General features: G+C 59.3%; 26 protein-coding genes and 1 pseudogene. 14 read left to right on the forward strand and 13 right to left on the reverse strand.

Features of this window, described 5'->3' with window-relative positions:
• Nucleotides 1-84: 84 nt before the first annotated feature.
• Complete coding sequence (locus ACXU4B_RS10855) at nucleotides 85-1,197, reverse strand: hypothetical protein (protein WP_131412626.1); 1,113 nt, start codon at nucleotides 1,195-1,197, stop codon at nucleotides 85-87.
• Nucleotides 1,198-1,608: 411 nt separating this feature from the next.
• Between ACXU4B_RS10855 and ACXU4B_RS10860 the strand changes: the two are divergent.
• Nucleotides 1,609-1,722 (forward strand): annotated as a pseudogene (locus tag ACXU4B_RS10860) (IS30 family transposase); the annotation flags it as partial.
• A 47-nt stretch (nucleotides 1,723-1,769) separates the two neighbouring features.
• Nucleotides 1,770-2,093, forward strand: coding sequence for a hypothetical protein (locus tag ACXU4B_RS10865; protein ID WP_131412624.1), 324 nt, complete (start codon nucleotides 1,770-1,772; stop codon nucleotides 2,091-2,093).
• A gap of 131 nt (nucleotides 2,094-2,224) precedes the next feature.
• Here ACXU4B_RS10865 and ACXU4B_RS10870 read toward each other — a convergent pair whose 3' ends face one another.
• Both ACXU4B_RS10870 and ACXU4B_RS10875 read right to left on the reverse strand, forming a co-directional pair.
• Nucleotides 2,225-3,232: a GlxA family transcriptional regulator gene (locus ACXU4B_RS10870; RefSeq protein WP_131412622.1), complete on the reverse strand. Its 1,008-nt coding sequence runs from the start codon at nucleotides 3,230-3,232 to the stop codon at nucleotides 2,225-2,227.
• 14 nt (nucleotides 3,233-3,246) lie between these two features.
• Entirely contained in the window at nucleotides 3,247-4,416 is a 1,170-nt protein-coding gene (locus ACXU4B_RS10875) for a DJ-1/PfpI family protein (RefSeq protein WP_165583238.1), read from the reverse strand.
• A gap of 965 nt (nucleotides 4,417-5,381) precedes the next feature.
• Between ACXU4B_RS10875 and ACXU4B_RS10880 the strand changes: the two genes are divergently transcribed.
• Entirely contained in the window at nucleotides 5,382-5,759 is a 378-nt protein-coding gene (locus ACXU4B_RS10880; protein ID WP_131412618.1) for a hypothetical protein, read from the forward strand.
• A gap of 101 nt (nucleotides 5,760-5,860) precedes the next feature.
• Nucleotides 5,861-6,679: a hypothetical protein gene (locus ACXU4B_RS10885; RefSeq protein WP_131412616.1), complete on the forward strand. Its 819-nt coding sequence runs from the start codon at nucleotides 5,861-5,863 to the stop codon at nucleotides 6,677-6,679.
• 46 nt (nucleotides 6,680-6,725) lie between these two features.
• Here ACXU4B_RS10885 and ACXU4B_RS10890 read toward each other — a convergent pair whose 3' ends face one another.
• On the reverse strand, nucleotides 6,726-7,397 hold the full coding sequence (locus ACXU4B_RS10890; RefSeq protein ID WP_240734164.1) for a dihydrofolate reductase family protein: 672 nt from the start codon (nucleotides 7,395-7,397) through the stop codon (nucleotides 6,726-6,728).
• Between the two features lie 247 nt (nucleotides 7,398-7,644).
• On the opposite strand from ACXU4B_RS10890, the gene ACXU4B_RS10895 reads away from it, so the two are divergent.
• Nucleotides 7,645-8,202 (forward strand): hypothetical protein, encoded by a 558-nt coding sequence (locus ACXU4B_RS10895; RefSeq protein ID WP_131412614.1) that lies wholly within the window; start codon nucleotides 7,645-7,647, stop codon nucleotides 8,200-8,202.
• A 111-nt stretch (nucleotides 8,203-8,313) separates the two neighbouring features.
• Here the strand turns inward: ACXU4B_RS10895 and ACXU4B_RS10900 are convergent, their stop codons facing one another.
• Together ACXU4B_RS10900 and kdpA are read right to left on the reverse strand one after the other, a co-directional pair.
• Nucleotides 8,314-8,652: a YnfA family protein gene (locus ACXU4B_RS10900; RefSeq protein WP_205746602.1), complete on the reverse strand. Its 339-nt coding sequence runs from the start codon at nucleotides 8,650-8,652 to the stop codon at nucleotides 8,314-8,316.
• A gap of 263 nt (nucleotides 8,653-8,915) precedes the next feature.
• Nucleotides 8,916-10,853 carry a potassium-transporting ATPase subunit KdpA gene (gene kdpA / locus ACXU4B_RS10905; protein ID WP_240734163.1) on the reverse strand — a complete coding sequence of 646 codons (1,938 nt, stop codon included), beginning with the start codon at nucleotides 10,851-10,853 and terminating at the stop codon, nucleotides 8,916-8,918.
• Nucleotides 10,854-11,216: 363 nt separating this feature from the next.
• Between kdpA and ACXU4B_RS10910 the strand changes: the two genes are divergently transcribed.
• Nucleotides 11,217-11,792 (forward strand): hypothetical protein, encoded by a 576-nt coding sequence (locus ACXU4B_RS10910; RefSeq protein ID WP_165583237.1) that lies wholly within the window; start codon nucleotides 11,217-11,219, stop codon nucleotides 11,790-11,792.
• A gap of 78 nt (nucleotides 11,793-11,870) precedes the next feature.
• On the forward strand, nucleotides 11,871-12,179 hold the full coding sequence (locus ACXU4B_RS10915; protein ID WP_131412610.1) for a hypothetical protein: 309 nt from the start codon (nucleotides 11,871-11,873) through the stop codon (nucleotides 12,177-12,179).
• A 265-nt stretch (nucleotides 12,180-12,444) separates the two neighbouring features.
• Here ACXU4B_RS10915 and ACXU4B_RS10920 read toward each other — a convergent pair whose 3' ends face one another.
• The 3 genes from ACXU4B_RS10920 to ACXU4B_RS10930 all read right to left on the reverse strand — a co-directional run bounded on the left by ACXU4B_RS10920 (nucleotide 12,445) and on the right by ACXU4B_RS10930 (nucleotide 14,141).
• Nucleotides 12,445-12,717: a hypothetical protein gene (locus ACXU4B_RS10920; protein WP_131412608.1), complete on the reverse strand. Its 273-nt coding sequence runs from the start codon at nucleotides 12,715-12,717 to the stop codon at nucleotides 12,445-12,447.
• Nucleotides 12,718-12,860: 143 nt separating this feature from the next.
• Nucleotides 12,861-13,367, reverse strand: a complete 507-nt coding sequence (locus ACXU4B_RS10925; RefSeq protein ID WP_131412606.1) for a hypothetical protein — start codon at nucleotides 13,365-13,367, stop codon at nucleotides 12,861-12,863.
• A 129-nt stretch (nucleotides 13,368-13,496) separates the two neighbouring features.
• Nucleotides 13,497-14,141, reverse strand: coding sequence for a hypothetical protein (locus tag ACXU4B_RS10930; protein WP_131412604.1), 645 nt, complete (start codon nucleotides 14,139-14,141; stop codon nucleotides 13,497-13,499).
• A gap of 721 nt (nucleotides 14,142-14,862) precedes the next feature.
• Between ACXU4B_RS10930 and ACXU4B_RS10935 the strand changes: the two genes are divergently transcribed.
• The 4 genes from ACXU4B_RS10935 to ACXU4B_RS10950 all read left to right on the forward strand — a co-directional run bounded on the left by ACXU4B_RS10935 (nucleotide 14,863) and on the right by ACXU4B_RS10950 (nucleotide 18,787).
• Entirely contained in the window at nucleotides 14,863-15,342 is a 480-nt protein-coding gene (locus ACXU4B_RS10935; RefSeq protein WP_458910878.1) for a DUF3251 domain-containing protein, read from the forward strand.
• An 818-nt stretch (nucleotides 15,343-16,160) separates the two neighbouring features.
• Entirely contained in the window at nucleotides 16,161-16,631 is a 471-nt protein-coding gene (locus ACXU4B_RS10940; RefSeq protein WP_131412600.1) for a hypothetical protein, read from the forward strand.
• 537 nt (nucleotides 16,632-17,168) lie between these two features.
• A complete protein-coding gene (locus ACXU4B_RS10945) occupies nucleotides 17,169-17,588 on the forward strand; it encodes a hypothetical protein (RefSeq protein WP_131412598.1) in 420 nt (139 codons plus the stop codon).
• Between the two features lie 242 nt (nucleotides 17,589-17,830).
• A complete protein-coding gene (locus ACXU4B_RS10950; RefSeq protein WP_131412596.1) occupies nucleotides 17,831-18,787 on the forward strand; it encodes a hypothetical protein in 957 nt (318 codons plus the stop codon).
• Between the two features lie 175 nt (nucleotides 18,788-18,962).
• Here ACXU4B_RS10950 and ACXU4B_RS10955 read toward each other — a convergent pair whose 3' ends face one another.
• Nucleotides 18,963-19,859 carry an AraC family transcriptional regulator gene (locus ACXU4B_RS10955; RefSeq protein WP_131412594.1) on the reverse strand — a complete coding sequence of 299 codons (897 nt, stop codon included), beginning with the start codon at nucleotides 19,857-19,859 and terminating at the stop codon, nucleotides 18,963-18,965.
• A gap of 101 nt (nucleotides 19,860-19,960) precedes the next feature.
• Between ACXU4B_RS10955 and ACXU4B_RS10960 the strand changes: the two genes are divergently transcribed.
• The gene (locus tag ACXU4B_RS10960; RefSeq protein WP_131412592.1) at nucleotides 19,961-20,752 is read left to right on the forward strand and encodes an SDR family oxidoreductase; all 792 of its coding nucleotides are present in this window, start codon (nucleotides 19,961-19,963) and stop codon (nucleotides 20,750-20,752) included.
• A gap of 112 nt (nucleotides 20,753-20,864) precedes the next feature.
• Here ACXU4B_RS10960 and ACXU4B_RS10965 read toward each other — a convergent pair whose 3' ends face one another.
• Together ACXU4B_RS10965 and ACXU4B_RS10970 are read right to left on the reverse strand one after the other, a co-directional pair.
• Complete coding sequence (locus ACXU4B_RS10965; protein WP_205746601.1) at nucleotides 20,865-21,332, reverse strand: nuclear transport factor 2 family protein; 468 nt, start codon at nucleotides 21,330-21,332, stop codon at nucleotides 20,865-20,867.
• 114 nt (nucleotides 21,333-21,446) lie between these two features.
• Nucleotides 21,447-22,484, reverse strand: a complete 1,038-nt coding sequence (locus ACXU4B_RS10970; protein WP_131412590.1) for an alpha/beta hydrolase — start codon at nucleotides 22,482-22,484, stop codon at nucleotides 21,447-21,449.
• A gap of 387 nt (nucleotides 22,485-22,871) precedes the next feature.
• Here ACXU4B_RS10970 and ACXU4B_RS10975 point away from each other — a divergent pair, with 387 nt between their 5' ends.
• Complete coding sequence (locus ACXU4B_RS10975; RefSeq protein WP_131412910.1) at nucleotides 22,872-23,468, forward strand: TetR/AcrR family transcriptional regulator; 597 nt, start codon at nucleotides 22,872-22,874, stop codon at nucleotides 23,466-23,468.
• A 446-nt stretch (nucleotides 23,469-23,914) separates the two neighbouring features.
• Nucleotides 23,915-24,409, forward strand: coding sequence for a hypothetical protein (locus tag ACXU4B_RS10980; protein ID WP_131412588.1), 495 nt, complete (start codon nucleotides 23,915-23,917; stop codon nucleotides 24,407-24,409).
• 182 nt (nucleotides 24,410-24,591) lie between these two features.
• Here the strand turns inward: ACXU4B_RS10980 and ACXU4B_RS10985 are convergent, their stop codons facing one another.
• Complete coding sequence (locus tag ACXU4B_RS10985) at nucleotides 24,592-25,365, reverse strand: alpha/beta hydrolase (protein WP_205746599.1); 774 nt, start codon at nucleotides 25,363-25,365, stop codon at nucleotides 24,592-24,594.
• Nucleotides 25,366-25,524: the final 159 nt, after the last annotated feature.

Raw genomic sequence — 25,524 nt, forward strand, 5'->3', positions numbered from 1 at the left:
GGGCAGACGTTAGCCAAGACGGCATCATTTCATTCGCGAGATCAGTCCCTCTCCCTGATTGTTCGGCAAATCGTTCCATCATGACTAGCGGGTTTCACGGTCGTCCTTCTGCGAATTGATGTTTGCCAAGGCGCGATTCGCACTGACAGAGGCAATCTTCGCCTGGCGCTCGAGGCGCTGCAGCATATGGTTAAGACGGGCCAGCTCAAGACGCCCGTAGGGCTGACTTGCGACTGGATTGGCGCGCCCGACGAAATCCTTCGGCGGGTCCCAGAGCGGATCTACAAGATGTCGCCCTCCAACAACAATGCCTGGACCCACTCCGGAAACCACAACATTTGGAATCGGCGAGAAGGCCTGGCGCAGCTTGCAGAGAGCTCCAACGAGCGAGGCCTCAGCTTCATTGAACACCGCAAAATTGAAGTGACGGGTGACAACTCCGGTTTCGATATCGGAAGACACGGTGACTTGTACTGATACAAAGACAAGGCCTGGCTCGTTGAGATTCAGGAGGACTGACTGTTGGTTGCTCTGACCATGGATCGACGCCGGCCCGCTCTGCACCATCCACCGAAATTCCGTTGACGACACCACTCCAGTAATTTGAAGGTCGAGTATGTTTGCCGTCAGTGAAACGGTGGTTTCCGGCACCTGGTATTGAAGGCCGCAGCCATCACTTTGCCAGCTGGACCAGGAGAACCCGACGTTGAAGAACGCGGGGGCGAGCACCTCGCCCGCAGAAGCCTGCAGCGCAATGGATGTCACACGAGCATCACCAACACTCGTACTGACGGTGAGTGCATTGTTGGTTCCAGTGGTGATCAGCGTGGCCTGGAAGACCCGCGTATTGCCGCCGCAGTCGGTTGCCAGTGTCGGATCGAGGTCGCTGACCTGTGTGGTTATGCTGCCGTAGACGCCGGTCAGGTGAGCGATGCTCTGCCATAGATCGAGTGGCTGGTCGACGACCCACTCAATGGTTTGCTGATCCTGGCTGGGCGTCCCGTGAAATGGAAACGTGAGGCCGCTGATGGGAAGGCCAAGTTGGTCGGACGTCAGCGTGAAGGCAAGGGGTCCATCTTTCGTAACGCACAGTGCGGGTGACGATCCACTGCTCGAGCCAAGTGGAGAATCGAGATTGAACGTTATGGGACCAATCTGGAGCGTGTCGGCATTGAGCACGTGGTCGAGAGCAGACATGTGGATGAACTCCCATAGGATTCCGCGCAATGAATGAGTGCCGCCTTGTAACTCGCCACCCGTAATGCCATCTGTCCCCTGAGCTACTCGCTAAAACTGTAGTCGACTGCGGGGTCGCCTCGACTAGCCAAACGTTGTAATCCTTGATTGAAAGGCTTAGGGAAGCTGCGGCAAACCACTGATCCATCGACGAAGCATGTCTGCGCAGGACAATTGTCGGGTATTTCGTTTCCCTGCGTACCGCTCATTCATCGGTCATCGGTGGATGAAGATCCAATGACGGTGTTGGATCAGAGCATCGTGCCAACGCATCAGTGCATCGGGCAGACCCGTGAGTCAAGAACGACGGAAATTGCCTGCACGTCGTCGGGCCGCGAATTCCGGTCAGATCGCATGGACCTGCCGGGCTAATCCCGGGCTAGACTCGACGCGGTTGCTCGGCAGTTGAATGTGCGTCCTAGGCAGACGTTCAACTTCGAAATACCGGCCGAACGATTCCCGCAATGTGTTGCGTTGACCGGCTGAAGTCGCAACCCAAAGCGGACATTTCTAACGCCCATGTGTGCCGTGTAATGGAAGCCTCGATCGATCAAGGGGGAGTGATCGTGTCAGTCCAACCAAGGTACTTGGCTGTCGCATTGCTTATCGGCGTTTACGCACTGGTTTTGCCGTGGGCGGTCCAATGGCTAGTGCCGGGCGGTGAGCACATCTTTGTCGGTCTTGGGGCTCTTCTGGCCGTCATGGCCATAATTGCCGTGCTTGCTCTGTTGGTGCCCAAGGTTCGGGCGGCTGTCATGACTGAACGTCATCGGGTGATCTTCTACGCGAGCACGTTAGTAATTGCTCTGTACTTGGGCTGGGCAGGATCTTTGCTTTTACGTCCAATCTCGGAATGATCCAGATGTCCGCTTTCGACCCAGAGCGGACATCCGGCAACAGGCCCTGCATGCGCTCCGGGATGCAAGTCACGTCGAAGCGCCGGGCGCGAACGGGCCACATGACGTTGCCCACGAAGCTCGCCTCTGACTCAGGCACGCGCGCGCAGCGTCTCGCCGTGCGCAGAAAATCTGTCGCGATAGTCCACCGGATTGACGCCCATGCGACGCGAGAAGACGCGCCGCAGGTTTTGCTCGTCCCCATGGCCGGTCATCACCGCAATGCGCTTTAGCGTAAGGTCGGTTTCCTCGAGGAGGCGTCGCACGGCTTCCAGCCTGAGTGTTTCGACCATCTTGGCCGGGGTGGTGCCGGCCTTGGCCGCATACGTGCGTGCAAATGTTCGCGTCGACATTCCGGCCTGCTCGGCCAGCCGCTCAACGCGTAAGTCCTGGTCGAGATTCGCGGCGACCCATGCATGCAGTTCGACAAACCGGTCGGACTCGCTCGTCTGGGCCGCCAGCGGCGCGCTGAATTGGGATTGCCCGCCCGATCGCTTCATGAACATGACAAGTTGTCGGGCCGTATCGATGGCGAGCTGGTGGCCGTAGTCCTGTTCGACAAGCGCCAGGGTAAGGTCGATGCCGGCAGTCACGCCCGCGGACGTCCATATCGATTCGTCGCGAACAAAGATCTTGTCGGCATCGACGATCACCTTGGGATAGCGCTCCATCAGCCGCACCGCCCACTCCCAGTGGGTCGCCACACGCCGACCGTCGAGTTGCCCTGTCGCCGCCAGCAGAAACGCACCCGTGCACACCGAGCACAACCGCCGGACATGCGGTGCGCGCTGGCTCACCCAGGCCACGAGGCCGGGTGACACAACGTACTCCTCGCCCTTGCAGCCACCTGGTGCCACAAGCGTATCGATGGCTATGCCATCAAGCGATGACAGGGATACGCTCATTACCTGCAGGCCGGAACTAGTGGTGATCAAGCCGCCATGTTCGGAGGCGACGACGATATCGTATCGAGCAGACGGCCTGCCCTTACCCTCCCGATTGGCCGTGAACAATGTCTGCACGGGCCCGGTGAGATCCAGCAGATTCATGTTTTCGTGCGCAAGCAACACGATGCGTAACGGCGTGGTTGGGAGGGCCATGGGCTTGGCGTGACTCACTTGAAGTCTGGATATTCGAAGACGAGCGCGACGCCGGAAGCCGTCGCGTGATCGTATCTTTGCATGATTCCGGCAAGCGCGACGTCGAGCGCCTTGGCCGGCGGCGTCACCGACGATAGCGTCACGGCGTTGCCCGCAGCCACCGGGGCGCGATCCGTGCGATCGGGAAGCACGGTCAATCCATGGCGGGTAAGCAGCCCCGCTTCCGAAGACGAGACCAGATACGCGCGGCTCCTTCCCGTGGAAGAGTATGCGTCGACGGTCAGCGCAAGGCTTGCTTCATCCATGCCGGGTGTTGAGTGCACGCTCAAGGTATCGGTTCCATGGAACCAGCCGTTCGTATAAGCCACTTTGGCCAATGGCCAGGCTGTCGTGGTCAGGCGGGGATGAAAGGCATCGCTGTTGTGTTGCGGCGACCATGGGCCGCTCCCCATCTCCTCGGCCAGTGACGCCGCCCGGCCATGGCCCGCTATGGCCTCGACCAAGGCTAGCGACGTAGGAATGGCCGCGCTGACACCCGCGCTGGAAACCCAGTTTCCGTCGCTTACGTAGCGCGCGTTCTTCACCCAATGGATATCGCTGTTCTGCGCTAAGCGCTGCGATTCGGTGGACCAGTGGGCGGTAGCGCGGTGACCGGCCATGACGCCGGTTTTCGCGACCACCATGGCGCCGTTGCAGATGCTGACAAGCACGGCCCCCTTGCTTGTCTGGTCAGCGAGCCAGTGCAACAACTCAGCTGAAGGGTTCTGCGCAGGAACGATCACGTAATCGGCACCGTTGGGGTAACGTCCGTCGAAGTCCGACAGGGTGGCCTGCGCGACGATGCGAAAAGCGGGCACCCCGAGATCGGTAAAGGTGTCCATAGGCCCGGGCTGCGTGGAAACGGCGATCACATCCGCCACATTCGCCTCGGACAGAACGCCATAAGGCACCATGAAATCGCTCAACTCCGTACCTCTATTGTCCCCGACGACGGCGATCACCGGCCGCGTACGGTCGAACCTCGCCTGATAAGGCGTGATCTTCTCGTTGATACCCGCCTGCACGGGTCCGGAGGCCGCATTGATGGCAGGGCGTACGGGGGCGCAGGCAGCAAGAAATAACACGACACCGCTCAACACGCATGAAGCCGTGCCGGGATGTCCAATACGGGCAAGGAAAGACATGTTCCGCTCACCGGGAGAAAGGAGCCAGAACTATCGAGGCGCTTTCAACCGGCGCCAATGCCGATGAACCGTCAATTCCTGCCAGCAGTAGCCTGGCGTGTGCGATCAAGCCGTATGATGAATAGAGCGTCCGCTTTCGACCCGAAGCGGACATTTTCGTTTCGAACCATTAGTCTCGATTGGCCCCCATTTGGAGAGCAGGAGAGCGATCTGTGACAAGGGTTGTCCTCGCATTCGTTTTTGTCCCGCTCTTTGCGTCTTTCTTCTTTGGCCCCTTATTTTTGGTCATCGCGCCCATCGCTTGGGCTACCTGTTTGATTCTCGCGGTGCCGCTGTTTATCGGGTTTTGGGGGTGGGGCTGGCTCCAGTGTTGGCAGGTCGTGCTGGCCGGCCTCATCTGCGGACTGTTGTCCGTCGGGCTTCTGACGCTAGGTGATGGGCTGTATTCGAGAATTCAGGGGCCGGCCAACTTCGCTATGGCGGCAGCGCTCGGGGGCGCCATTGCGTATGGTTTCTGGTGGTTTGGCCTCTATCGAAACCCGCGGTTCGGAACCCCTGGGGGCTCATCACCGATTCCTGCGCTCTATCTCTTGCCGGTACTAATTGCCATCGGATCGCTTAGTGCCCTATACACGCCAACCTTAGCGAATGGGGTCGCTCTGGAGGCTGGGCCAACAACCGATAGCCGCGATACGGTGAGAGTTCAAATAACCGATGGAACCATCGTGGATGCTGTTTTATCTGACGGTGGGCGGCTTCCATTGCCCGGTCAGAAGCTCACTGTTGAATCGAGAAGGGCTGTGACGATGATTGGCAGGCGCTATTGGATCATCGCGCGGGCTAGCCCAGCCGCAGCAAACTAACTATGTCCGCTTTCGACCCGAAGCGGACATTAGCGGATTGGTTGCAATTGACGTTGAGGACAGGGATGTATGGAACTTAGGGCGGAAGTTTGGGATCGCGTTATGGAATTTGCCTCTCGATTGGCAAGCGAAGACCAGCGTGAAAAGTTCTGGGCTTGTTACAACGAACTAAGGGAATACTGCGAGCACCAAAGTGTCGCCGGGTATGACCACCCGTTTCTCTGGGAGACCCTTGCGGACTTCACTCCCGACGACGATGTCGCGATACCCCTCTATTTGCGGGCGCTCGATGGTGCCTCGGCCCCCGAACTGGTCGACTATCGAGTGTCCATCAGATTCGCGCTGGCTGAGCGCCACAAGAACAAGGGCGATGGCCTGCTGGCGAGGGAGTTGGCTATAGCCGCCGATGACGAGGCCAAGCAAATAGACGACTTGGAACTGCGCAGGAGAATAAGTAGCTTCCTTCTTGCGCGGGAATAAACTGTCTGCTTTCGACCCAATGCGGACATCGTTGGACATCCTCCAGTGAGGCGGGAGTGGATGGCAGGTCAACCTACAAATCGTGCGAGCAACGGATGACCATGGGAATCAAGCTCGATCTGAAGTGCGTGGCGTTTTTCTTTCTGGCCGCCTGCCTGGCGTCTTGTGCGAATCCCGCGGACCAGTCCGATGAGGCGTTTGTGCAGGCGAAGAGCATTCGACCACCGGTAGATCTGCGGTATACGACGCAGCGGCTGGCCGTTCGCCTTCGACCATCGTCGAACGTCATCAGTATTCCCGCCAACGAGCTTTGGGTCGTAAACGTCATGCCGATTACACGCGGCTATGCCGATCATGACCCCCTGGTCGGAAAGCCCTGGGATTTGGTTGACGTTCGCTTCGCACTGTCACCCGACCCGCAGGTGTACGCACCCAGTATCGACAACGTGTTCGAAGACCCCAACCGGTCGCACCTGTTGTTCCTTCGATTGATGTTCCCTCTGGGCGGGGACGGTGATCCGCGGGCAGATTGGCGACTCGCACGACTTGAACCCGACAACCAGAACAGCGTGGGCATCGAAACGGCGCAGGCGCTGCATGGAAAGCCGATTTCCGTGGTTGCCAGCCATCCAGAGCTTGGGCTCGACGAATACGAGCCATGGGGCGAATATGCGGCGACGTTCTTCCGATCGGAAAGCACGATCATCAAGTGTTGGCGCCCTCCGTTGAACCCCATGGGTCACGCCTGTGAATCCGCCTTCAATTTGGCGAACGGCATGCTGGTGATCGTCACCTTTCCATACGGCCATCTTGCACAGTGGAGAACCATCCTGGATTTCGCCCGCAGGCGGGCCGGTGGTTACGCCTTCGTTACCGGAGGTAGTTCGCCCGCTCTCCTGCAAATGCAGACCTCGCGATAGAAGCGGGAGGTGCTTTGCCGTCAGGCGCACGCTTTCCTGGCGCGGGTCAGGCTGGCCGATAAACCTGCGCCACCGCGCCGAGCGGAAAGACCTTCGAGCTGACCAGCTTGAGGGGTCTCGGCGCGGGCAAGTCGCTGAAGATGGGCACGCCTTTGCCCAGCGCGATCGGATGGACCATCAGGAAGTATTCGTCGACCAGGTTCTGGGCGATGAGGCTGCGCGCGAACGAGGCGCCGCCAAGGGCGATGATCGGCTTGCCGTCCTTGGCCTTCAGCTGGGTGACTTCCTCCGCCAGGTCGCCGCTGGCCACGTAGGCCTCGGCCCAGCTTTCCGCGCCGGGTTGCAGTGGCCCGGCTGGGGTGTCGCCGCCCTGGGCCCGGGCGTCCCGGAGTCCCTTGACGGCCGCCTCGAGCACTGCCGGTCCCCGTCTTGAAAAGACGGCCTTGGGGATCTGGTTCATCGGCGGCGCGAACACCATGGTGGAGGTTGGCCAGAAGGGAGCCATGTCCTGGAAGGAGCGGCTGCCCATGATGATCAGGCTGGCGTTCCACAAGTTCTCCACCTTCCAGGCCATGGCCTCCTGGTCACCGCTGAAAATCCACTTCACGTCGCCATCGGGGCCGCTGACAAAAGTGTCGAGCGACATGGACATCGCCAGGATCAACTTTCTCATCGCTTTCTCCTCGTACTGGCCGGCCCCGGGGATGGGCTGGGTCAATGGTTTCCGACAACTTGCCTTCGCCACGCGCAAAGGCCTGCGGCGAGGGCGGCTCCAGGCGGTTGCCGGGTCTCACTATCACGTCGAACGTCCGGAACCGAAATCGACACTCCGGCGAGACGGGATAAGCCAGGGTCCGATCTCGGCCAGCCCTGGACACTCGACAAAAGGACGCTGGCCGTCATCCAATGCAGGCGCTGGCTTGGATCATTCGTGTTTGCGTCGGTAACCGGACGAGGGCGCTACCGTGGGCAGATCCGTAGAAGTCATTGATTTCGGCAAGACGCTCGTTGGTGATGACGTTGTCGGGCTTCTGGCCAAGCTCCTCTGGGAGATGCGCGAGATCCATGACAGGGCAGATGCGGAGCCCATCGTTCGCTGTTTTCTTTCGTACAACGCCGCGGCCACGGCGTGGCACTTGCACGAATGGCTATGGCGACTCTGCCCTGAGGACAAGCAGGCCATGCTGCTGGATGCCGTTGACGCCGATACGCGGGATCTCAGGGGATTTGCGCATGGTGTGCAACGGGTCAACGGTGCCATCGCCATATGTCGGCAGCTGGCGACGGCAGGCAAGCATGTCGCCGTTCGACATCACCGCGGGGACGTCCGGGTCCAGGTCCATTACGACCCTGATCGGGAGGGTGCCAAGGCCAAGGTGGTCATCCATTGGGAAGGCAAGCAATACGAAGACTTCATCGTCTACCTCGGTGCCTTGAAATGGTGGGTCGAGCTCTATGTGAAGATCGGCTACAAGCACGCCTACGATCTGCTTCCGGCACTCGAAGCCATGCGTAGCTGGTAGGTGGTCTCGCCTGGGTGGACATATCGTGTTGAATGTCGCGCGAAGATGGCGTCTCGCTAACCTGCCGCATCTGCCCACCGGGACTGTCCGCTGCCGAGCCAGAACAGACCTCTATGAGTGCGGCTGAACAATAATGATCGCCATACCCAAGAGGGCGATGCATGCGCCCCCGATGTCCCATGACGTGAGCTTTACGCCATCAACAACGCGTAGCCAGGTCAACGCTACCGCGATGTAGATGCCGCCGTAGGCTGCATAGGTACGGCCGGCGGCGGTAGGGTGCAAGGTCAGCAGCCATGCGAACAGGCTCAGTGATACCAGTGCAGGTATCAGTAGCCATGCAGGCTTGGCCTGCTTCAGAACGAGCCATGGCAAATAGCAACCGATGATTTCAGCCAGGGCCGTGAGGACGAACAAGGCAACCTGCTTGAAGAGGTCGTTCATGGCCATGGAGTGCCATCGTCAAGAAGGGAAATCATCTTCCAGTCCAGCACAGGTCGTCACCGGCCAAGCGCAGCCTCAGAGACCACGAGGCAAGTTGAAACCGTGGCGAGGCCGGGCAAGCCCGCAGCGTCCGCTTCTGACCGAAAGCGGACCTTTCCTGGAGCGCCAATGTATGGCCAACATTGGCATTCATGGGGTCACGATCTCCTCGCGGCGCCGAAGGCATTTTCCAGCACTGAAATTGAGTGGGTCGCAAAGCGGACCGTCAATCAGTGCGCGGACATCAGGTATTCAGCGATAGGCCCGAGCGCCATGGCCGGCAGGAAAGTCAGCGCACCCACAATGACGATCACGGCGGTGAGCAGGATCACGAACAAGGGCGTGTGTGTTGGCAAGGTGCCGGCCGAAGCAGGTACGCGGTTCTTTGCTGCCACCGAGCCGGCCAGTGCGAGCATGGTGATCGCCAGCGCGTAACGTGCCAGGGTCATGCACACGCTCAGCATGACGTTCCAGAAGGGCGTGTTTGCTGACAAGCCGCCCAATGCGCTGCCGTTGTTGTTGGTGGCCGAGCTTACCGTGTAGAGGATCTCGCTGAAGCCGTGCGCACCGGGATTGCCGACAGTAGCCGTAGCAGCGGGCGTCATCACCGCAATAGCCGTGCAGACGACCGCGAGCGCCGAGGGAATAAGCACGGCAAGGCTGGCCATCTTCATCTCGTATGCTTCGATCTTCTTGCCGAGGTATTCCGGCGTGCGGCCCACCATCAGTCCGGCGATGAACACCGCCACGACCGCGAAGGCAAGCATGCCGTAAAGGCCCGAACCCACGCCGCCGAAGATGACTTCACCGAGTTGGATCAGCCACATCGGCACCAGGCCGCCCAGCGGAGTGAGCGAGTCCAGCTGGTTGTTCACTGCGCCGCAAGAGGTGGCGGTGCTGAGCGCGGTGAACAGGCTGCTGGCGGCGATGCCAAAGCGCGCCTCCTTGCCTTCCATATTGCCACCCGACTGCAGCCCAGAGGCGTGCTGGTCGATCGACAAGCTATGCAGCATCGGATTGCCGGCTTGCTCCGCCCCGGTTACGACCACGGTCAGCGGGATAAAGATCACCAGCATCGTGGCGAGAATGGCCCAGCCCTGGCGACGGTTGCCCACCATGTCGCCGAAGGTGATGCACAGGCCTGCGGGGATCATCAGGATCGCCAGCATCTCGAGGAAGTTTGAGAGTGGCGTGGGGTTCTCGTAGGGGTGAGCCGAGTTGGCGCCGAAGAAGCCACCACCATTGGTACCAAGCATCTTGATCGCGATCTGTGAGGCGGCGGGGCCCATCGGCAAGGTCTGCGTGGTCAGTGGCGTCGTCCTGGTTTCAGCGTTGCCCCCGGCATCCTTGACCGGATTCCCGGCCGCATCGGTCACCGGCTGGGCATACGAACTGGTCTGCACCACCGGTACTTCCACATACGGCTTGAAGTTTTGAATGACGCCTTGCGAAACCAGCAGCATCGCCAGGACGAACGAGATGGGGAGAAGCACGTAAAGCGTGGTGCGTGTCAGATCGACCCAGAAATTGCCGATGCCCTTGGTCGACTTGCGCGCAAAGCCGCGGACCACGGCGATCAGCACGGCAATGCTGGTCGATGCGGACAGGAAGTTCTGCACCGCCAACGCGGCCATCTGGGTCAGATAGCTCATCGTCGACTCGCCGGAATAAGCCTGCCAGTTGGTGGTGGTGACAAAGCTGATCGCCGTATTCATCGAGAGATCAGGGCTGAGCGCCGGAAAATGCTGGGGGTTCAACGGCAACCACTGTTGTGTGCGCTGGAAAATGTAGACAGCCAGCACGCCGCACAGATTGAACACCAGCAAGGTGATCGCATAGCGCCTCCAGCCCATGTCCTCATCGGACTTGATGCAGCAGGCACGATAAATGAACTTCTCAACGCCGCCACCAAGGCGAGTGATGCGGTTGGGCTCGTCGGCGTACACATGCGTCATGTAGCGGCCAAGCGGCTTGATGAGCAGCAGCATCACAACCAGATAGATGCCGATCTGGATAAAGTCGTTGGCAGTCATTTGCACCACTCCCGTTCCAACATCGCCACGCATAGATAAACCGACACCGAAGTCGCGGCGGCCAGTCCGCAAAGGAAGTTCATGGGGTGGGCTCCAATAGAAAGGCAAGTCGAACGTCGCCACGGCGACGCGCACGGTCGGTTGCGTCGCTCAAGGCGATCTCAAGGCAATAGGGGGCAAGCGTGGCCGCAGCCAGCACGGAATCGAAAACGCGGTCTATAACGTCGGCCAATCCACTCAATGCTGCAGAACTGCGCACTCTAGGCATTGGGGCATAAAAAGCGGATACCAAAAATGCACCGATGGCGTACACAACACGTAAAATCGGTGCCAGGCTATCCGTAAGGTCCGCTTTCGACCCATAGCGGACACTACGGAATTGGGGGGCTGATGCGGTTAGCTTTCTTTCTGGTTTTGTTGGCGCTTATGAGCCCATTACCCGGGCTTGTGGCGGCACAAAGTCTTCGCTGTGATCCCGATCGGGACGAAGCGCAATCCATGCGAGAGGCCCCGCGACGGGTTGTGCGGATCAATGGCCAACATACGCTTGTCGTCAACTACCGAGGAGGGGCAAAGCGATTTGTTGACGCGCCTCCCTATCACGAAGAGTTGAGCGGGCTTCATTGGTACTACTGCGGCTTTGTGCCAGGACTCAAGGCGCACTTGATTGGCATGTCGAAGGACGCTCTTTTTTCGGGCAAGCTTCTATTCGATGAAAGCGGGCGATTGATGGATGCCGGCCACTCCGTGTATCCATCGCCTCACGGAACGCAGTTTCTGGCGATCGAGCAAGAAGATGGTATGGACGGAGAGCTATGGGCCGTATACAACGCGGCCGGGAAAAAGCTTTGGTCGGGCTATGCCGGAACCTTGCGCATGGAGAAGCTCAACGCCGGCCCAGGCTCGAAGCCGTACGAGGCCGTTGAATCCACCTACGAATCACCGCATTGGACTGCGCAAGACCAGCTTCAAGCCACCCAGGTATGCGGGAGCGGATTGAACAAGGGCACCATCAATTTGGAGGCCAAGGGTGGACGTTGGCAGTGGGGACGCAGCTTGCAATGTGTCCATTGATGATTCCGGCAATGTCCGCTTTCGACTCGAAGCGGACCGTGATATGTAAGCGGAACTTCGCGGGGGAGAATTGCTGAGATGGAGTCTGCGGTGTTGGTGGCGCTATGGATCGGCGGTCTCGTTTCTTTGGTTGGCACTTGGGTCGCATGCACTGTGCTCATCGTCAAGCTGAGAGAGGGGCGTCCAGAGGTTTATGCCAAGGTCGGCTCGCCGAGCGCGTTGTCGCGCGGAGCGGAGCTCCTCTGGTCGCTAAAAGCCTATGAAGCTGACCTTGGGCCAGAGCTGCGCAAGTTGAGAAAGGTCAGCTTGATATTTCTCTTGTCGTTTGTGGCGTTTGGGCTGATTTTCGTTAGCATCATCATTAGAAGTGCCTTCACCGGAAACTGACAAAAGACCTACGATCTGACTGTCCGCTACCGACCCATAGCGGACATAAGAACTGGCTCCGGGTGGTAGAGCACATGAGGTAGGGGGATTGATGTACGCAGAGAGATGGCGGCGGTTACGAAACTGGACGTATGCATCTTGGGCAATGTTCATCGCAGGCATTCCTGTCTCGTTCCTGCTTTCGTTTCCCTCGTTCGGGAAGACGGACAACTACTTTCTGCCGTCTTGGTATGGTGCGTGGGTCATTTTGAGCGGCGTCGTCTCGTCATTTAGGTGTCCGCGATGTGACAAGCCGTTCTTCAAGCCCAATTTCCTCGCCATCAACCGAGGCGCGGAGAAATGTGTACATTGCGGATTGCCCAAGTGGGCAAATGACAATCATCGGCACGCAAGGACCTAGAGCATCTTTACGCGCTGGCTTCAATAGGTCCGCTTTCGACCCGAAGCGGACATTCGCAGCCAACATTCGATAGCTAACCACGGCATAGTCGAACCGGGGCATCGCTTGGGCTTCGGCCAGGTATTCATCGGTAGTCATGGCGGCGCTCTCTGAGTGATTGATGGCTCTACTGTCACTGTGAGAGGCAGGAATGCAGTTTGGGAGTCGTGGTACATGACGGTGCGCGCACCACAGGCCGCGCGGAGGGAGGCGCGGTCCAGGCCGGGTTACCATGGACTAGCCTAGGGAATCGGGTGCTTGAAGCCTAGATACACCCAGATACTGGCGACCATCGCAGCTAGCAAACCAGCCACCGGCACCAGCCACCTGACAAGAAATCGCTTTAGGTACTTCGCGTCGAGAGGCATTCCCTTTCCTCCTCGGAGGGCGCGATCACATGCCGCGGTGCTATTTCCTAGGGTTGCCACCACGCTGGCAAGTTGGTCGGCCCCTGCCTCGTCACCTGTCGCTGCTGCCTTGTATTGGGATCGCCGCACGCCGTAAATCGACGTCATCTTCCCGTCCTCGTCAACCCACTGCGAGCCCTTGGAAAAGTCATAAGGGTAAACTTCACGGTCTAATGCGGTTTTGACGCCCGGCCCATGATTGAGGCAGATCGTATTCAGATGTAGGTAAAAGGCCACTAAAGCCTGGTCGCGCTCGTTTGAGCGGTCTTTGAAGACTTGCCATCCACAGACGCCAGCCCAAATCCAGGTCAAGACCACGAATAGACGCCACATTCCGACCATGACACTCCCTCCGTACGTGCTGGCCAACTACCTGGCATCCAGCGTTGGCGAGAGCAAGGAAGAAACTCTGAGCGGCCTTCGGTTATGGTCGCCAATGCTGGTCGCGCCGCGACTCGGTATCAGGTATGGCTACTTTGATAAACGCCCCTTCGTATAAGGCTGATCGTGCATCTGGAAGCCTTTTTCGTTCAGCTCTACATAGATATGCCAGATTGCAATTTTGGGATAGGTATCGGCAGTTTTGGCGGATTGTGGCTTTACTGTTACTGCCGGGAAGTAACCTTTCAATCGCCTATTTATCGCATCACGCTGAGCGATTGTGATGGCTAGACGAGGGTCTTTGGTGGAATCAGGTGACTCAAATTCGCGTATCGCCATCACCGAGAGAAAGGCCACTTTTGAAATATTGCTCGAAGTCTGCTGGTAGGAAGTTGAAAGCTTGGCCATCCGAGTCGCCTTGTCGCCCGCCTTCTCATTGGTGAATTCGCCATTAAGTTCCGCAATAAAATATTGGCGAAACTTTCCGTTCAGCAGGAGCAATGTCTTGGCCGAAATCTGCAAAGTGTCTGCGGCGGCCTTGAATCCCTCATTGTGGCTACGGTCGTAACCTGTCATTGCCTCTGATGCACACCGCAATTGCTCGTCTGATAGGTCCAACGAACTAAGAAATTTCGGATGGGTACTTGCATCCTCCGGTTCCAGTGCATCCTCCGCTTCCAGCACAAAGTCATTGGCGATACCCAGGTCAATGACTGAGCTGACGACTGCGTTCATGAATTGCGCACTATCGTCTGGATTGCCCACTGAGGTGTTCGAGCAAGACGCCTTGGCTGCGATAGGGAGGCATAAGGCCAAGGCCAGAAGTGCGTTGCGTAATGGGCGCATGGCCGTCCTCCAATGTTCCGTTCCTCGCCGGCTGTATCTGCCTGACGCACGCAAGGGGGGCTATAACTGGCCGCACGGCGTCAGGAGACAAGTAAGATTTGCCGCTGCTTTCCCTTCGACCAACAGGCGTGATTCTCGTACCCGAGAACGTGAAGCCAACGTATCCCATGGCCAGTTGGCATAGAAAACCCCTTCGGTTGGCGGGGTCTTTTTCCTCCCAGTTTCCACCTGAGGAGCGCCTCTGATCGAAAAACGTGGGTAACTCATTGATTCGGTGCGGACGGTGCAGGGATGGAACCTGCTACACATGCCGTGTGAAAGGGTAACGCGCCGGCTGGCTGGCGGGCTTCGCGGGCATGGCAACGAAGGCTTGAGTCCGAGATCTATGCCGTTGAGAAGTTCGGCCTTTGACACCCTTCAATGGGCGCATTGACCCCCCTGCCATTTCAGCCGCAGACTGAATCCGGGATACCTCACTTAGGCACCAAGCGTACACGGGGGAATCATGAAAGCGTCCTTGCACCTTGCACCCTTCCTTGTAGTGGCCTGCGCTCTTGCTCTCTCCGGTTGCAATCCAGCACCCGCAGACAACGCGGCGATGGAGGCTCGAATGCAAGCTTTGGACAACAAGGTTGTCGCTATGCAATTGCAGATTGAAGCTCTTCAAAAAGACTTCACTGATGAGAAACAGCGAGTGAAGTTTGAGCAACTGTTGGCCAGCACCGACAAGATTGCGTATTTAACGCCTGGATCCGACGGGTATCAGGTAGTCCGTTACGACCTGGGATCACTGACAGTCCAGTTGGCAGACGTCGAACCCTACGCCAATGGATCACGCGTCATCCTCAAGTTCGGCAATACGATGGCCGCTACAGTTAATGGCCTGAAGTTGACTATTGACTGGGGTGCGGTCACAGATCAAGGGCCGGACAATCAGCACCAAAAATCGAAGGAAATGCAGTTTACGGAGCAGTTGCGTTCCGGGGCATGGACCTCGGTACCAATTGTGCTCGACGGCGTGCCACCGGCCCAGCTTGGCTTCGTCCGAATCCACGACGTCACGCACACGGGCATCCTTCTTTTTCGCTAACTGGCTTTGAAACGAAGGCTCCCTATTTGCTCAAGGTAGTCTGGAAGCCGACGGGACGCTAAGTTCGTTGTGTCCGCTCCCGACCCAAAGGGTGGCGCTCGCTTCAGGATCTGCTACTGCACGCATTGCGGCGCTCATCTGGATAAGAACGGTCTGTAGGCTAGGGTCCGCTTTCGACCCAAAGCGGACCTGACGATCGGAGCAAGAATCGCGCAATTTATGGCTCGTCTTCTCGGGGTACAAGGATGAAACTGTCTCACCATTTATTGTCAGTCGTAGCCATTGGGGCGGTATTCGTGAGTCACCAGGCCGTGGGCGGCGAAAAACCAAGCTGGAAAAGCTTGACTTACATGAGTGCCTGGGGCCCTTGCCCGCGAGATGAAAGCTGCGGATCCGTATGGCTTTTGGATCGGGCGGCGCAAAGCATCGAGCGGAAGGGCCTAAAGGCCGCTCCACCCCACAAGCTGTCGGGTGACGATTGGAGGCAACTGGAAGAGATGTTGAGACTGGTGACACAGCAGACCTCCACTTGCCCGGCTCCGCCCACTGACGTGTTCGAGACGTTGCAAATCGTCAATAGCGATGACACTCATCGCTCCTACGAGATAACCGGATGTGTATTCGATGACAGCCCCAGCCCGGCAAAGACGTTGGCCAGTTGGCTTCAAAAGCACTGATCAGGCGAGGAACTGTGGGGCCCGATCTGGCAAAGGCTAAGGTCCGCTTTCGACCCAAAGCGGACCTTTGTGTTGGTCATGACGGGTTCCTCCGAAATCGTGCCGATTCGTCACACAGCGGCAGAGGAAGCATAGGGAAGCATGCGCAGGCCAGTTTTCGACCCGGACGAGCTGTCATCCAATCCCGTCGCGTTTGTGGCGATGCTCGGCCTCATCTTCTGGAGTGGCCTGGTTGTTCTCATTTGCGCAAGCAGGATCGCAACCGTATTTTTTTCAGCCGAAGACTTTGTTGTCAGCTCGTCGCACCAGGTGTGCGAGCAGCCGCTAAATAATCGTTGTGAGACGCACTATTCGATCGTCAGGGCCGGCGGGAAGGTCGTTGATTTTGTTCCATTTGGCTATCAGTTCAATCATGGCCTGCTAGTCGAAGGAACTCACATCGCTAAAAGTGCCGAAAGTTTTGCCTACGTCATCGATGGTAGGACCGAGCAATGGCCATATCTTGGTAGTCATTTCCTTGCACTCTTCGGGGGCATCACCGGCGTACTGGCTTGGTTGTTCTTTATAAGGATGGGCATTCTGCCTCTGTGGTTCAGGACCAAGAGTGAGTAGCCTTGGCGCACTACTTATGTCCGCTTTCGACCCAAAGCGGACATGATCGAGTGCCAGTTCTTAGGAGTTAGTTTCTGAGCAACTACCCCAACGTCATTGTTCTGCAGCACCTAGAGCAGGCCCTTCGCAACTTGCTAGAGGGGCGCTGTTGCCTGACGGAAGGAGTCAGGAACGTGGTCCAATGGCGTCACTCAAACCATGGCCTGGAACGCGGACTCTTTATGATGTTCGTCGGCGTCGACTCGGAAACCGATAGATTTCCTATAGGGGCGGTGCGAGAGAAATGGGCTGAAAAGGCGCTTAAGGAGATCGACACTGAGCGCCTCGCGGCCGAGGAGCTCTTCCGGGATGATGTTTTGCGTAGCGGCCGAACTCTGCTTGAGGCCGTGGTAGCCATTCGTCCGCAAGCGGCATATACCGATCCACGCGCTGGTTAATGTCCGCTTTCGACCCACAGTGGACAGATTTTCGAGCTACCCGGGGCCCGGGGATCAAGTCAAGATTGATGAAGAGAGGGAGCCAGTGAGAAGCCTATGGTTGTTGCTTTACGCGCTGGTGTTCGCCATCAGCCTGCTGGTTGGTGCGGGTGTGTTTGGCAAGGAAGATCTCTCACATGCCAACATTGACTGGTACTTTGTTGCTATCTCCTTCGCGGGCTTCTTTGTATTTCCCTCTGCCGCCATGTGGCAGGCGCGTACAAGCCGACTAACGCCGGTTCTGAGCCCATCCTTTTTTCGCGGATTTCGTGGCGGGTGGTGGAGCGACCCTCTCCAGTGGCTCCGAATTTCCAGCTTGTCGATCGGCGCGGCGTTCATAGGTGCCCTAATCACCTCAAAAGGAGCCAATGGTCAAAGCGAGATGGCCATTTATTGGAAGGGATCTTTGGCCCTTGGCTATCTCTTGGGCGAAGTTTTAGCTCGCAAGGTGTTTCGGAAAGACATAGTGAACTGGTCGTAGGAGTGTCCGCTTTCGACCCGAAACGGACATTGCCGGGTGGCCCAGAGGCCGCTCTACGCAACTTCTATCGGGAGCGGCATGGTAAATCAGGGCTTCAACGCGGAAGACCTCTTGTCCGGCTCCGCCAGTCCCTTCAAATCGGTGCTCGTCGTAGTTCCACTGGTATGGTGTGGCTTTCTGGTGGCCATCGGCAGTCAGTAGATATTTCGTCGGCATACTCACCATTTCCTGCAGGGGGAAACGTGGCAGATTTTTCAATCAGCAAAGCGATCGGCTCGGGGTTTTCCCTCATCGCACGCCGACCGGGGTCGGTGATTGCCTGGAGCATGGCCTACCTGCTCGTTGCGGTCGTCCCGATGGCGTTGATGTTTGGCTATCTGCTGTCGGAGTTGCCATCGCTCTTCGCGAACCTCCGACACATGGACCCCAAAGTGGGGCTGTCGGCCGACGTGTTTCGCCTGCAAAGCAAGATGATGATGGCCAACCCGCTGGTGTTCGTGTCCAGCCTGGCCGGACGCGCACTTCTGGTAGGCGCCATCTATCGCAGCGTTCTGGAGCCCGGCAATCGCCGCTTCTTTGCCTTGCGCTTCAGCAAGCAAGAGCTCTGGCTGGCTCTGTCGTTGTTCGTCTACGGCCTGATCGTCGCGTTTGCGCTGTTGGGGGTGATGCTCGGCGGTGGGGTTCTGGGCGGCCTGGCATGGCTGGTCAGCAGCCTGATAACGGACCCGGTCGCGGCCACCCTCACCCGTGTCGTGCTCATCGGCGGCGTCGTCATCGCTGCTGTCGGCGTATGGGCCTGGGTGGCGATTCGGTTCTCTCTTGGCCCTGTGATGACGTTTGCCGAGCAGGAGTTCCGGTTGCCTGAGTCCTGGGCATTTACCAAGGGTCATGCCTGGAAACTGACCGGTCTGGGCGCCACACTGGCCATCATTGCCCTGGCCATCGGGTTGGCCGTGGAAGGCGTCATTCTTGCGATCGCCTATTCGCGACTTGGCGGCTTCGATCAGGCCCACCTGCAGGCGTTCTTCCCCCAGGGGCAAATTCCCAACGTCGTGCCCCTGTTGTTCACTCTGGCCCCGGCAATCGCGTTGGGCTTCGCGCTGGTTGGTCCCATGTCCGCCATCCTGGTGGCGCCGTTGGCGTCTGTGTATAGGGACCTGAAGGGGCAAGGAGTTGCTGACGGCGCAGGAAGGGCGTGAGAGCGCACCTTGCCTCGGGGTTCCGTTGCCAGGGCACGAACGGCTGGTGTCTGCTCCCGACCCGAAGCAGACATTACGTTCGGAGAGGGAGAAGGCGGGATGGCACGGAACTCGGCAAGCCCTTGGTGCCTGCTGGCCAGGCCGCGCAGGCTAGCGCCCGGTTCCGACAGCCTGGCTAAGCGGATCTCGCATATTTGCCGGGCGGCCGGCCGACGTGTCGGCTGAAAGCCACGCTGAAGGCGCTTGCTGAGGCGTAACCTACTCGCTCGGCAATCTCCGCCGACGTCAGTTCACTATCGCGGAGTAGTCTCTTGGCTATTTCCATGCGCCACGCGAGCAGGTATTCCATCGGTGCGGCTCCCACCATGCGGGTGAAACGTTCATAGAACGCGGAACGCGAAAGCGCCGCCGTCTTCGCCAGTTGTTCGACCGTCCACGAGTGATCGATGTGCGCGTGCATCTGTTTTAGTGCCGGTGCCAGTCGCTCGTCACTCAGTCCCAGCAGCAGTCCCCGAGGGGCACTTGCGGTCGAGACCGAGCGCATGGCCTCCACGAGCAACAGCTCGACAAGCCGGGAGAGCATGAAATCGGCGCCCGGTTTTTGATCAGCCACTTCTTCGCCGACCATTTGCACCAACTGCGACAGGCGTATCGAGCCTTGCACATGTACCACCCGTGGCAACAGCGAGACCAGCAGCGCCGGGTCGGCGTCGTCAAACATGAAGGAACCGCCCAGCGATCGCATGTCGGGGAGGCCCTGCTGTTCGCCGTAGCGAAGCTCGGAAACAGCACCCGCGACTTGTCGTGGATCCAGGTGCACCGGCGGTGCGGGCGTAAAACTCGAAAGGGTGAACGCTGGCGTGGTCGGCAGTAGCACGAAGTCGCCGGCGCTCAAGGTGACAGGTGCATGCCCGTCCACGGCCAGGAGGCAGCTGCCATCCAGCACGATGCAGAAACTCGGCTGGCCGAACTCGGCATAGCGGACGGCCCAATTCCCTTTGCCGGTAATGAGGTTGGCGAACACTGCGCGAGGGCGCAGCAGCCGCACTACTTCGGAAAGTGGATCACCCATGTCTGGACGATAACGAAAGAATAGCGGACGTACAATTATCGATCGTCCGGAGGTCTGGCCTTACTGTTCTCCCCGGGTCAACGGGATCCTCGGAGAAACTCATGAAAACCGCACTTATCACGGGCTGTTCTTCGGGCTACGGTCTCGAGACGGCACGCTACTTTCTGGCGCTGGGCTGGAAGGTCATTGCCACCATGCGCTTGCCTCGCGCGGATCTGCTTCCTGGCTCCGCCAACCTTCGCATCCTGCCTTTGGATGTGACCCGGCCCGACAGCGTGGCGCGTGCGATCGATGACGCAGGGCCGATTGACGTGCTTGTGAACAATGCGGGGATCGGGTTGTTCGGCGCGTTTGAAGCCACGCCAATGCAGACTGTTCGAGAGGTCTTCGAGACCAACACGTTTGGCGTCATGGCGATGTGCCAGGCGGTGATTCCACAGTTCCGCGGACGCAGAGCCGGCACCATCGTCAATGTCACCTCGAGTGCCACCCTGGCACCGTTCCCGCTGGTCGCCGCCTACACGGCCAGCAAGACAGCCATCGAGGGGTTCACGGCGTCTCTCGCGCACGAACTCAACGCCTTCGGCATTCGCGTCAAATTGGTGGAGCCCGGCTATGGTCCGTCGACCAGCTTCACCTCCAACGGCCAGAGCCGCATGCAAGGGCTGATCCCCGGGCCGTACGAGCCCTTCGCACAGAGCGTCATCTCGGGCTTTGGTGCGATCAAGGCGGTGACCCGAGAAACCGACGTGGCCCTTGAGGTATGGCGCGCAGCAAACGACCTGACTGGGCAACTTCACTTCCCAGCCGGGGCCGATGCCGTTGCTCTTACCCACGAGAAGAGGGCATGGGTTGAGAAGAATGCGCCGCACGCTCAAGTCATGGGCCAATGACGCACTTCCAGGTCATGCGCGTTGATGACAAGGAACTCCAGGTCAGATTCATCAGGAATCGGCGTCGACGCATGTGCTGACAACGAGGTGGCCAGCGTCGCCTGCGGCGCGCCTATAGCCCAAGCTCGCTCAGGCCGGGGTGGTTATCCGGCCGGCGACCGAGCGGCCAGTGGAACAGGCGCTCGCTCTCGGCAATGGGCTGGTCGTTGATGCTCGCGTGCCGCTTGATCATGAGGCCGTGTTCGTTGAATTCCCAGTTCTCGTTTCCGTGGCTGCGGTACCAGTTGCCGGAGTCGTCGCGGCACTCATAAACGAAACGTACGGCGATCCGGTTGCCGGTGAATGCCCATAGTTCCTTGATGAGGCGATAGTCCAACTCGCGGCTCCACTTGCGTTGAAGGAAGTCCCTTACCGCATCGCGGCCATCAACGAAGTCGGCGCGATTGCGCCAGTGGGTGGTGGGGGCATAGACCAGGGAAACTTTTTCGGGGTCGCGACTGTTCCAGGCATCTTCGGCCATGCGCACTTTCTGGATGGCGGTCTCGAGCACAAAGGGGGGCACGGGTTGGCGGGTTTCCATGGAGCACCTCAACATCTGTATGGGATCAGGTGCAGGTTCATTGTTCTCTGAACCTGCACCCGAGTGGCTACTGCTGCTTATTCAAAGGAAGGGAGTGCGTGTGGGCGCACCACTTCACCGCGACAGGTGTTCGCGAATGCCTTCGCTGGCCTGTTGGATGGCGGCTTCCGTCGACGGCACATGGCGCAGGGCATTGAGCAAGACGAAGTCGTGGATGGTTCCGTTGTAGCGAACGGCCGCCACGCTTACGCCGGCTTCCTTGAGCTTGCGGGCGTAGGCTTCACCTTCGTCCCGCAGCGGGTCATTCTCAGCCGTGATCACCAGCGCGGGCGGCAGGCCCTTGAGCTCCGATTCGCTGGCGCGCAGCGGCGATACATAAGGGTTGTTGCGCGTGGCTGCGTCCGGGGCGTAGAGATCCAATCCGTACTTCATGAAGTCGCGGCTCAGGAAGCGATCCTTGCCATAGGTGTGGTACGAGTCGGTGTCGACGCTGGCGTCGGTCGCGGGAATCAGCAGCACCTGGTAGCTGATCTTGGGGCCGTTGCGATCCTTGGCCATCAGCGTGAGCGCAGCGGTCATGTCGCCGCCCACGGAATTGCCGGCCACTGCGATGCGGCTGCCATCGGCCCCGATTTCATCGGCATGCTGCGAGACCCACTTCAGCGCGGCGTAGCTCTCGTCCAGCTGGGTCGGGAACTTGGCCTGCGGCAGCGGGCTGTATTCGACGAAGACACCGACCTGACCCGAGCCCACCACCAGGTCGCGCAGCAGGCGCTGATGGTTCTGGTAGTTGCCCACGATCCACACACCGCCGTGAATGAACAGCAGCACGCCCGGCTTGCCCTGCACGTGATCGGGCTTCATGACGTAGAGCTTCACCGTCTTGCCGTCCTGCGTGATGGTCTTCTCGGTGGTTGTCACGCCGGACATGTCGACTGGCGTCTGCGCCTGCAGGCCGGTCAGGATGTCTTGTGGCTTGGGCTGAGGAAGAGTCCAGAACGGACTGGCGTCCTTGTTGATCTGCAGCAGGAACGAGCGGACCTGGGGGTCGATGTTGGGATCGGTGGCGACTGGCGTTGCGGCGGCAGCGGCATGGCTCATGACAGAGGCGCCAAGGAGACAGGCGGCGGCAAGCAGGGAGTGGCGTTTCATGATGGAAGGCTCCAGAGAAGGGTGATTGACCCGAGGCCAGCTAAGTCGCTGTACCGGGTAGAGGTTTTCGAGAGTCGAGCGTGTGACGGCAGGCGAGTTTTCCAGCCACCCCGGCGCCGGAGGTGGGTAGACAGCTCTGTCTACAAAGCCAGATTAAATCATGTAGACAGACTTGTCTACATCGCCCAAGAAACGTTTATCTGGCGTTCATGTGTAGCCCGTTGGAAAAGGGCTACGTGCGCCCAGCCGACGCGCTGCGGTGATCTAGTGAAGCGGCTGGTCCGGTGTGGGCGGCGTGGCGCGCGAGGTTGCGCCCCGATCCGCGGCTTTGGGGCGTTCGAAGGTCGCCGGCTGGTGGATGTAGACAAATCTGTCTACAATCGACCCATGTCCAAGCCGTCCCTCCGCGAAGCACCAACGCCGCTACCTGCGCGTGAGCGCATCCTGCGAACCGCACACGACCTGTTCTATCAAGAGGGCATTCGCGCGACCGGCATCGATCGCGTCATCGCCGAGGCCGGCGTGACCAAGGTGACGTTCTATCGTCATTTCCCCAGCAAGAACGACCTCGTGCAGGCCTTCCTGGAATTTCGCCACGAGCGCTGGATGACCTGGTTCAGGAAGGCACTTGGGCGCCACGAGGACAAAGGCGTCGACGCGGTGGTCGAGGCAATGCGCGAGTGGTTCACGCAACCTGACTTTCGCGGCTGCGCCTTCATCAACACGGTCGTTGAGTTGGGCGGCACCGTGCCGGCTTTCGAAGAGACTTCGCGACACCACAAGGAAGAGATGACCGACGCTATCCGCGCACTGCTGCCGCCTGACCTGGACGGCGAATTGGATGCTTCGGCCATAGCGCTTGCCGTGGATGGCGCGATTGTCCGCATGCAGTACACGCACAACGCCGACGACGCGCTGAGGTTGCTGTCCCGCCTGCTTCACACGCTACAGGCGACAGCGGCCAGCCCGACAAGACAAGTCTGATGGCGGGGCGTGAGTGGTTTGAACTGCAGGGCGCCAGGCTTCCATTCCTGGATCCCAACGACAAGCTGGCGGTGTAAAGGGCGTCATGGGATTCGGAACTTCGCCCCGAAGCCCACTCGTTGGAAGTGCCCCTGAGCATTTCCCCACGGACATCGGAAATTCGGGCGAAGGCACTCGCGCTGAAGCAATTCCACGCCTTCACGGGTTTCGACATCTTCGGGAACGAAGGAACCTTCTCTATTGAAAAGGGGGGCGATGGCCTGGGAGTTGTAAGCCATCGCGGTTCATCCATCCGACGCATCAGGCTGTCGTCGGGCGCAGCCATGCGATGGCGTTCCGAGACCGGCTTTGCGATCACCAATGTGAGGTCCGGGAAAACTGCGTAGCAGGGTCCGCTTTCGACCCGAAGGGCACGTGCTGACCTGGTCTAGTCGGGATAAAGATCGATGAAGAAATGGTCACCTGCCTTGATGGTCGTTCTGGTCAGCAGTCTGTGCCACGGGGAGAGTTTTTGTGGCACGGCGCCGTATGTGCCCTTTGACCAGGTCGTGCAAGACAAAGCCCAGATGATTGGCCGGCGCGTCCGGACCCATGTGGTCGTTACGACTGACGCCAAGGAGTACACGCTCTACCGGGAGAACGAACGCTCGCTCTCTGGATTGCTGGAGACCACCGACGACGAAAGCCTCAGGTACGCCAGGGTCAACGCGCCATCGCAAAGCGCTGGTGTCAACGTGCGCGAGGATCTTCTTCGAAGGCTGCGAGAGGCGGAGGGAGACAACTTCAAGCCGGACCTGACGATGATCCGCTACTACAGGCAGGAAATGGTGCTGTGTGGTCGAGTGACAAAGGAAGACGGTGGGTTTCGGTTCGCGGTAGACGATGGGATTCTGGAGCGGACCTACCTTTTGCCCCTGCCGAAAAAACAGGCGGCTCGCTGATCCTTGCACAGGCGCTCGATCAATGTCCGCTTTCGATACGGAACTGCCGTCCAGCGTCGGGACGCATTAATCGACAGCGCCAACTGCAGGAGCACTGACGAGTGCTCCCACAGTCACCCGGCGCCCGACCGCAACGGCAAAAAGGAGCGGAGCGCACGGGGCGCCCCGCTCCACGGTCTCGATTACTTCTTACCCTGTGCCGCCTGCTCGATGATCTTGGCAACGACCTCGGGCTGCGAGACATAGATTGCATGGCTGCCAGGAACTTCGACTACCGTCGCGCCTGCGCGCTTGGCCATCATCTTCTGCGCCGGGGGCGGAATCATGTGGTCTTCGGTGGCGACCAGATACCAGCTCGGCTTCGACTTCCAGGCCGGGACCGTCACCTGGCCGCCCAACGCCTGGACACCCCACGGCACCTGCGAGTCCGCCATGAAGTTCGCTTCGTCGGCGGTGACGTCGCCCGCGAACGAGGCGGCGAACTTCGCGCGATCAAGAAAGAGGAAGCCATCCTGCGGCGGCAGGATCGGCGGCTGCGATGCACCCGGGGCCGGGTTGGCGATCAGCGACTGCACCGACTCGCCCTTGTCGGGCGCGAATGCGGCGATATACACCAGGCGCTGGACCTTGGGGTCGGTGCCGGCTTCGGAGACGACCACGCCGCCATACGAGTGGCCGACCAGGACGACGGGGCCCTGCTGACTGGCAATCGCCCGCCTGGTGACAGCGACGTCATCGGCGAGGGTGATCGTCGGATTCTGCACGATAGTGACGTTGTAGCCATCCTTCTTGAGGATGTTGTAGACCTTCTGCCAGCCGGAGCCATCGACGAAGCCGCCGTGCACGAGCACGACGTTCTTGATGGCTTCCTGGGCCTTGGGCGCCGCGGCGCTGGCAGTGGTGGAGGCAAGGGCGATGGCGGTGGCAGCGGCGATGCCTAGAGCTTTGATGTGCACGGGATTCTCCAGAGGTTAGTTGGCGAAGCGGAACGGGGACATTCATCGCGTGGGGGGCTTGCGATCGAGCTGTGACAAAGCTTGCCCGCCGCCGTCCACGCGTACCATCGGTCGAATGACCGAGGTTGGCGCGATGGCGGGGGCGCTAGACTTCCTGCC

Source organism: Dyella soli (genome assembly GCF_054482295.1).

Coding starts and splice junctions, on each gene's coding strand:
- ACXU4B_RS10855 (WP_131412626.1), bottom strand. CDS start 1,197: ATGTCTGCTCTCGACCACGTGCTCAATGCCGACACGCTCCAGATTGGT.
- ACXU4B_RS10865 (WP_131412624.1), top strand. CDS start 1,770: ATGGAAGCCTCGATCGATCAAGGGGGAGTGATCGTGTCAGTCCAACCA.
- ACXU4B_RS10870 (WP_131412622.1), bottom strand. CDS start 3,232: ATGGCCCTCCCAACCACGCCGTTACGCATCGTGTTGCTTGCGCACGAA.
- ACXU4B_RS10875 (WP_165583238.1), bottom strand. CDS start 4,416: ATGTCTTTCCTTGCCCGTATTGGACATCCCGGCACGGCTTCATGCGTG.
- ACXU4B_RS10880 (WP_131412618.1), top strand. CDS start 5,382: ATGGAATTTGCCTCTCGATTGGCAAGCGAAGACCAGCGTGAAAAGTTC.
- ACXU4B_RS10885 (WP_131412616.1), top strand. CDS start 5,861: ATGGGAATCAAGCTCGATCTGAAGTGCGTGGCGTTTTTCTTTCTGGCC.
- ACXU4B_RS10900 (WP_205746602.1), bottom strand. CDS start 8,652: ATGGCCATGAACGACCTCTTCAAGCAGGTTGCCTTGTTCGTCCTCACG.
- ACXU4B_RS10910 (WP_165583237.1), top strand. CDS start 11,217: ATGCGAGAGGCCCCGCGACGGGTTGTGCGGATCAATGGCCAACATACG.
- ACXU4B_RS10915 (WP_131412610.1), top strand. CDS start 11,871: ATGGAGTCTGCGGTGTTGGTGGCGCTATGGATCGGCGGTCTCGTTTCT.
- ACXU4B_RS10920 (WP_131412608.1), bottom strand. CDS start 12,717: ATGACTACCGATGAATACCTGGCCGAAGCCCAAGCGATGCCCCGGTTC.
- ACXU4B_RS10925 (WP_131412606.1), bottom strand. CDS start 13,367: ATGGTCGGAATGTGGCGTCTATTCGTGGTCTTGACCTGGATTTGGGCT.
- ACXU4B_RS10930 (WP_131412604.1), bottom strand. CDS start 14,141: ATGAACGCAGTCGTCAGCTCAGTCATTGACCTGGGTATCGCCAATGAC.
- ACXU4B_RS10935 (WP_458910878.1), top strand. CDS start 14,863: ATGCAAGCTTTGGACAACAAGGTTGTCGCTATGCAATTGCAGATTGAA.
- ACXU4B_RS10940 (WP_131412600.1), top strand. CDS start 16,161: ATGCGCAGGCCAGTTTTCGACCCGGACGAGCTGTCATCCAATCCCGTC.
- ACXU4B_RS10955 (WP_131412594.1), bottom strand. CDS start 19,859: ATGGGTGATCCACTTTCCGAAGTAGTGCGGCTGCTGCGCCCTCGCGCA.
- ACXU4B_RS10960 (WP_131412592.1), top strand. CDS start 19,961: ATGAAAACCGCACTTATCACGGGCTGTTCTTCGGGCTACGGTCTCGAG.
- ACXU4B_RS10965 (WP_205746601.1), bottom strand. CDS start 21,332: ATGGAAACCCGCCAACCCGTGCCCCCCTTTGTGCTCGAGACCGCCATC.
- ACXU4B_RS10970 (WP_131412590.1), bottom strand. CDS start 22,484: ATGAAACGCCACTCCCTGCTTGCCGCCGCCTGTCTCCTTGGCGCCTCT.
- ACXU4B_RS10975 (WP_131412910.1), top strand. CDS start 22,872: ATGTCCAAGCCGTCCCTCCGCGAAGCACCAACGCCGCTACCTGCGCGT.
- ACXU4B_RS10980 (WP_131412588.1), top strand. CDS start 23,915: ATGAAGAAATGGTCACCTGCCTTGATGGTCGTTCTGGTCAGCAGTCTG.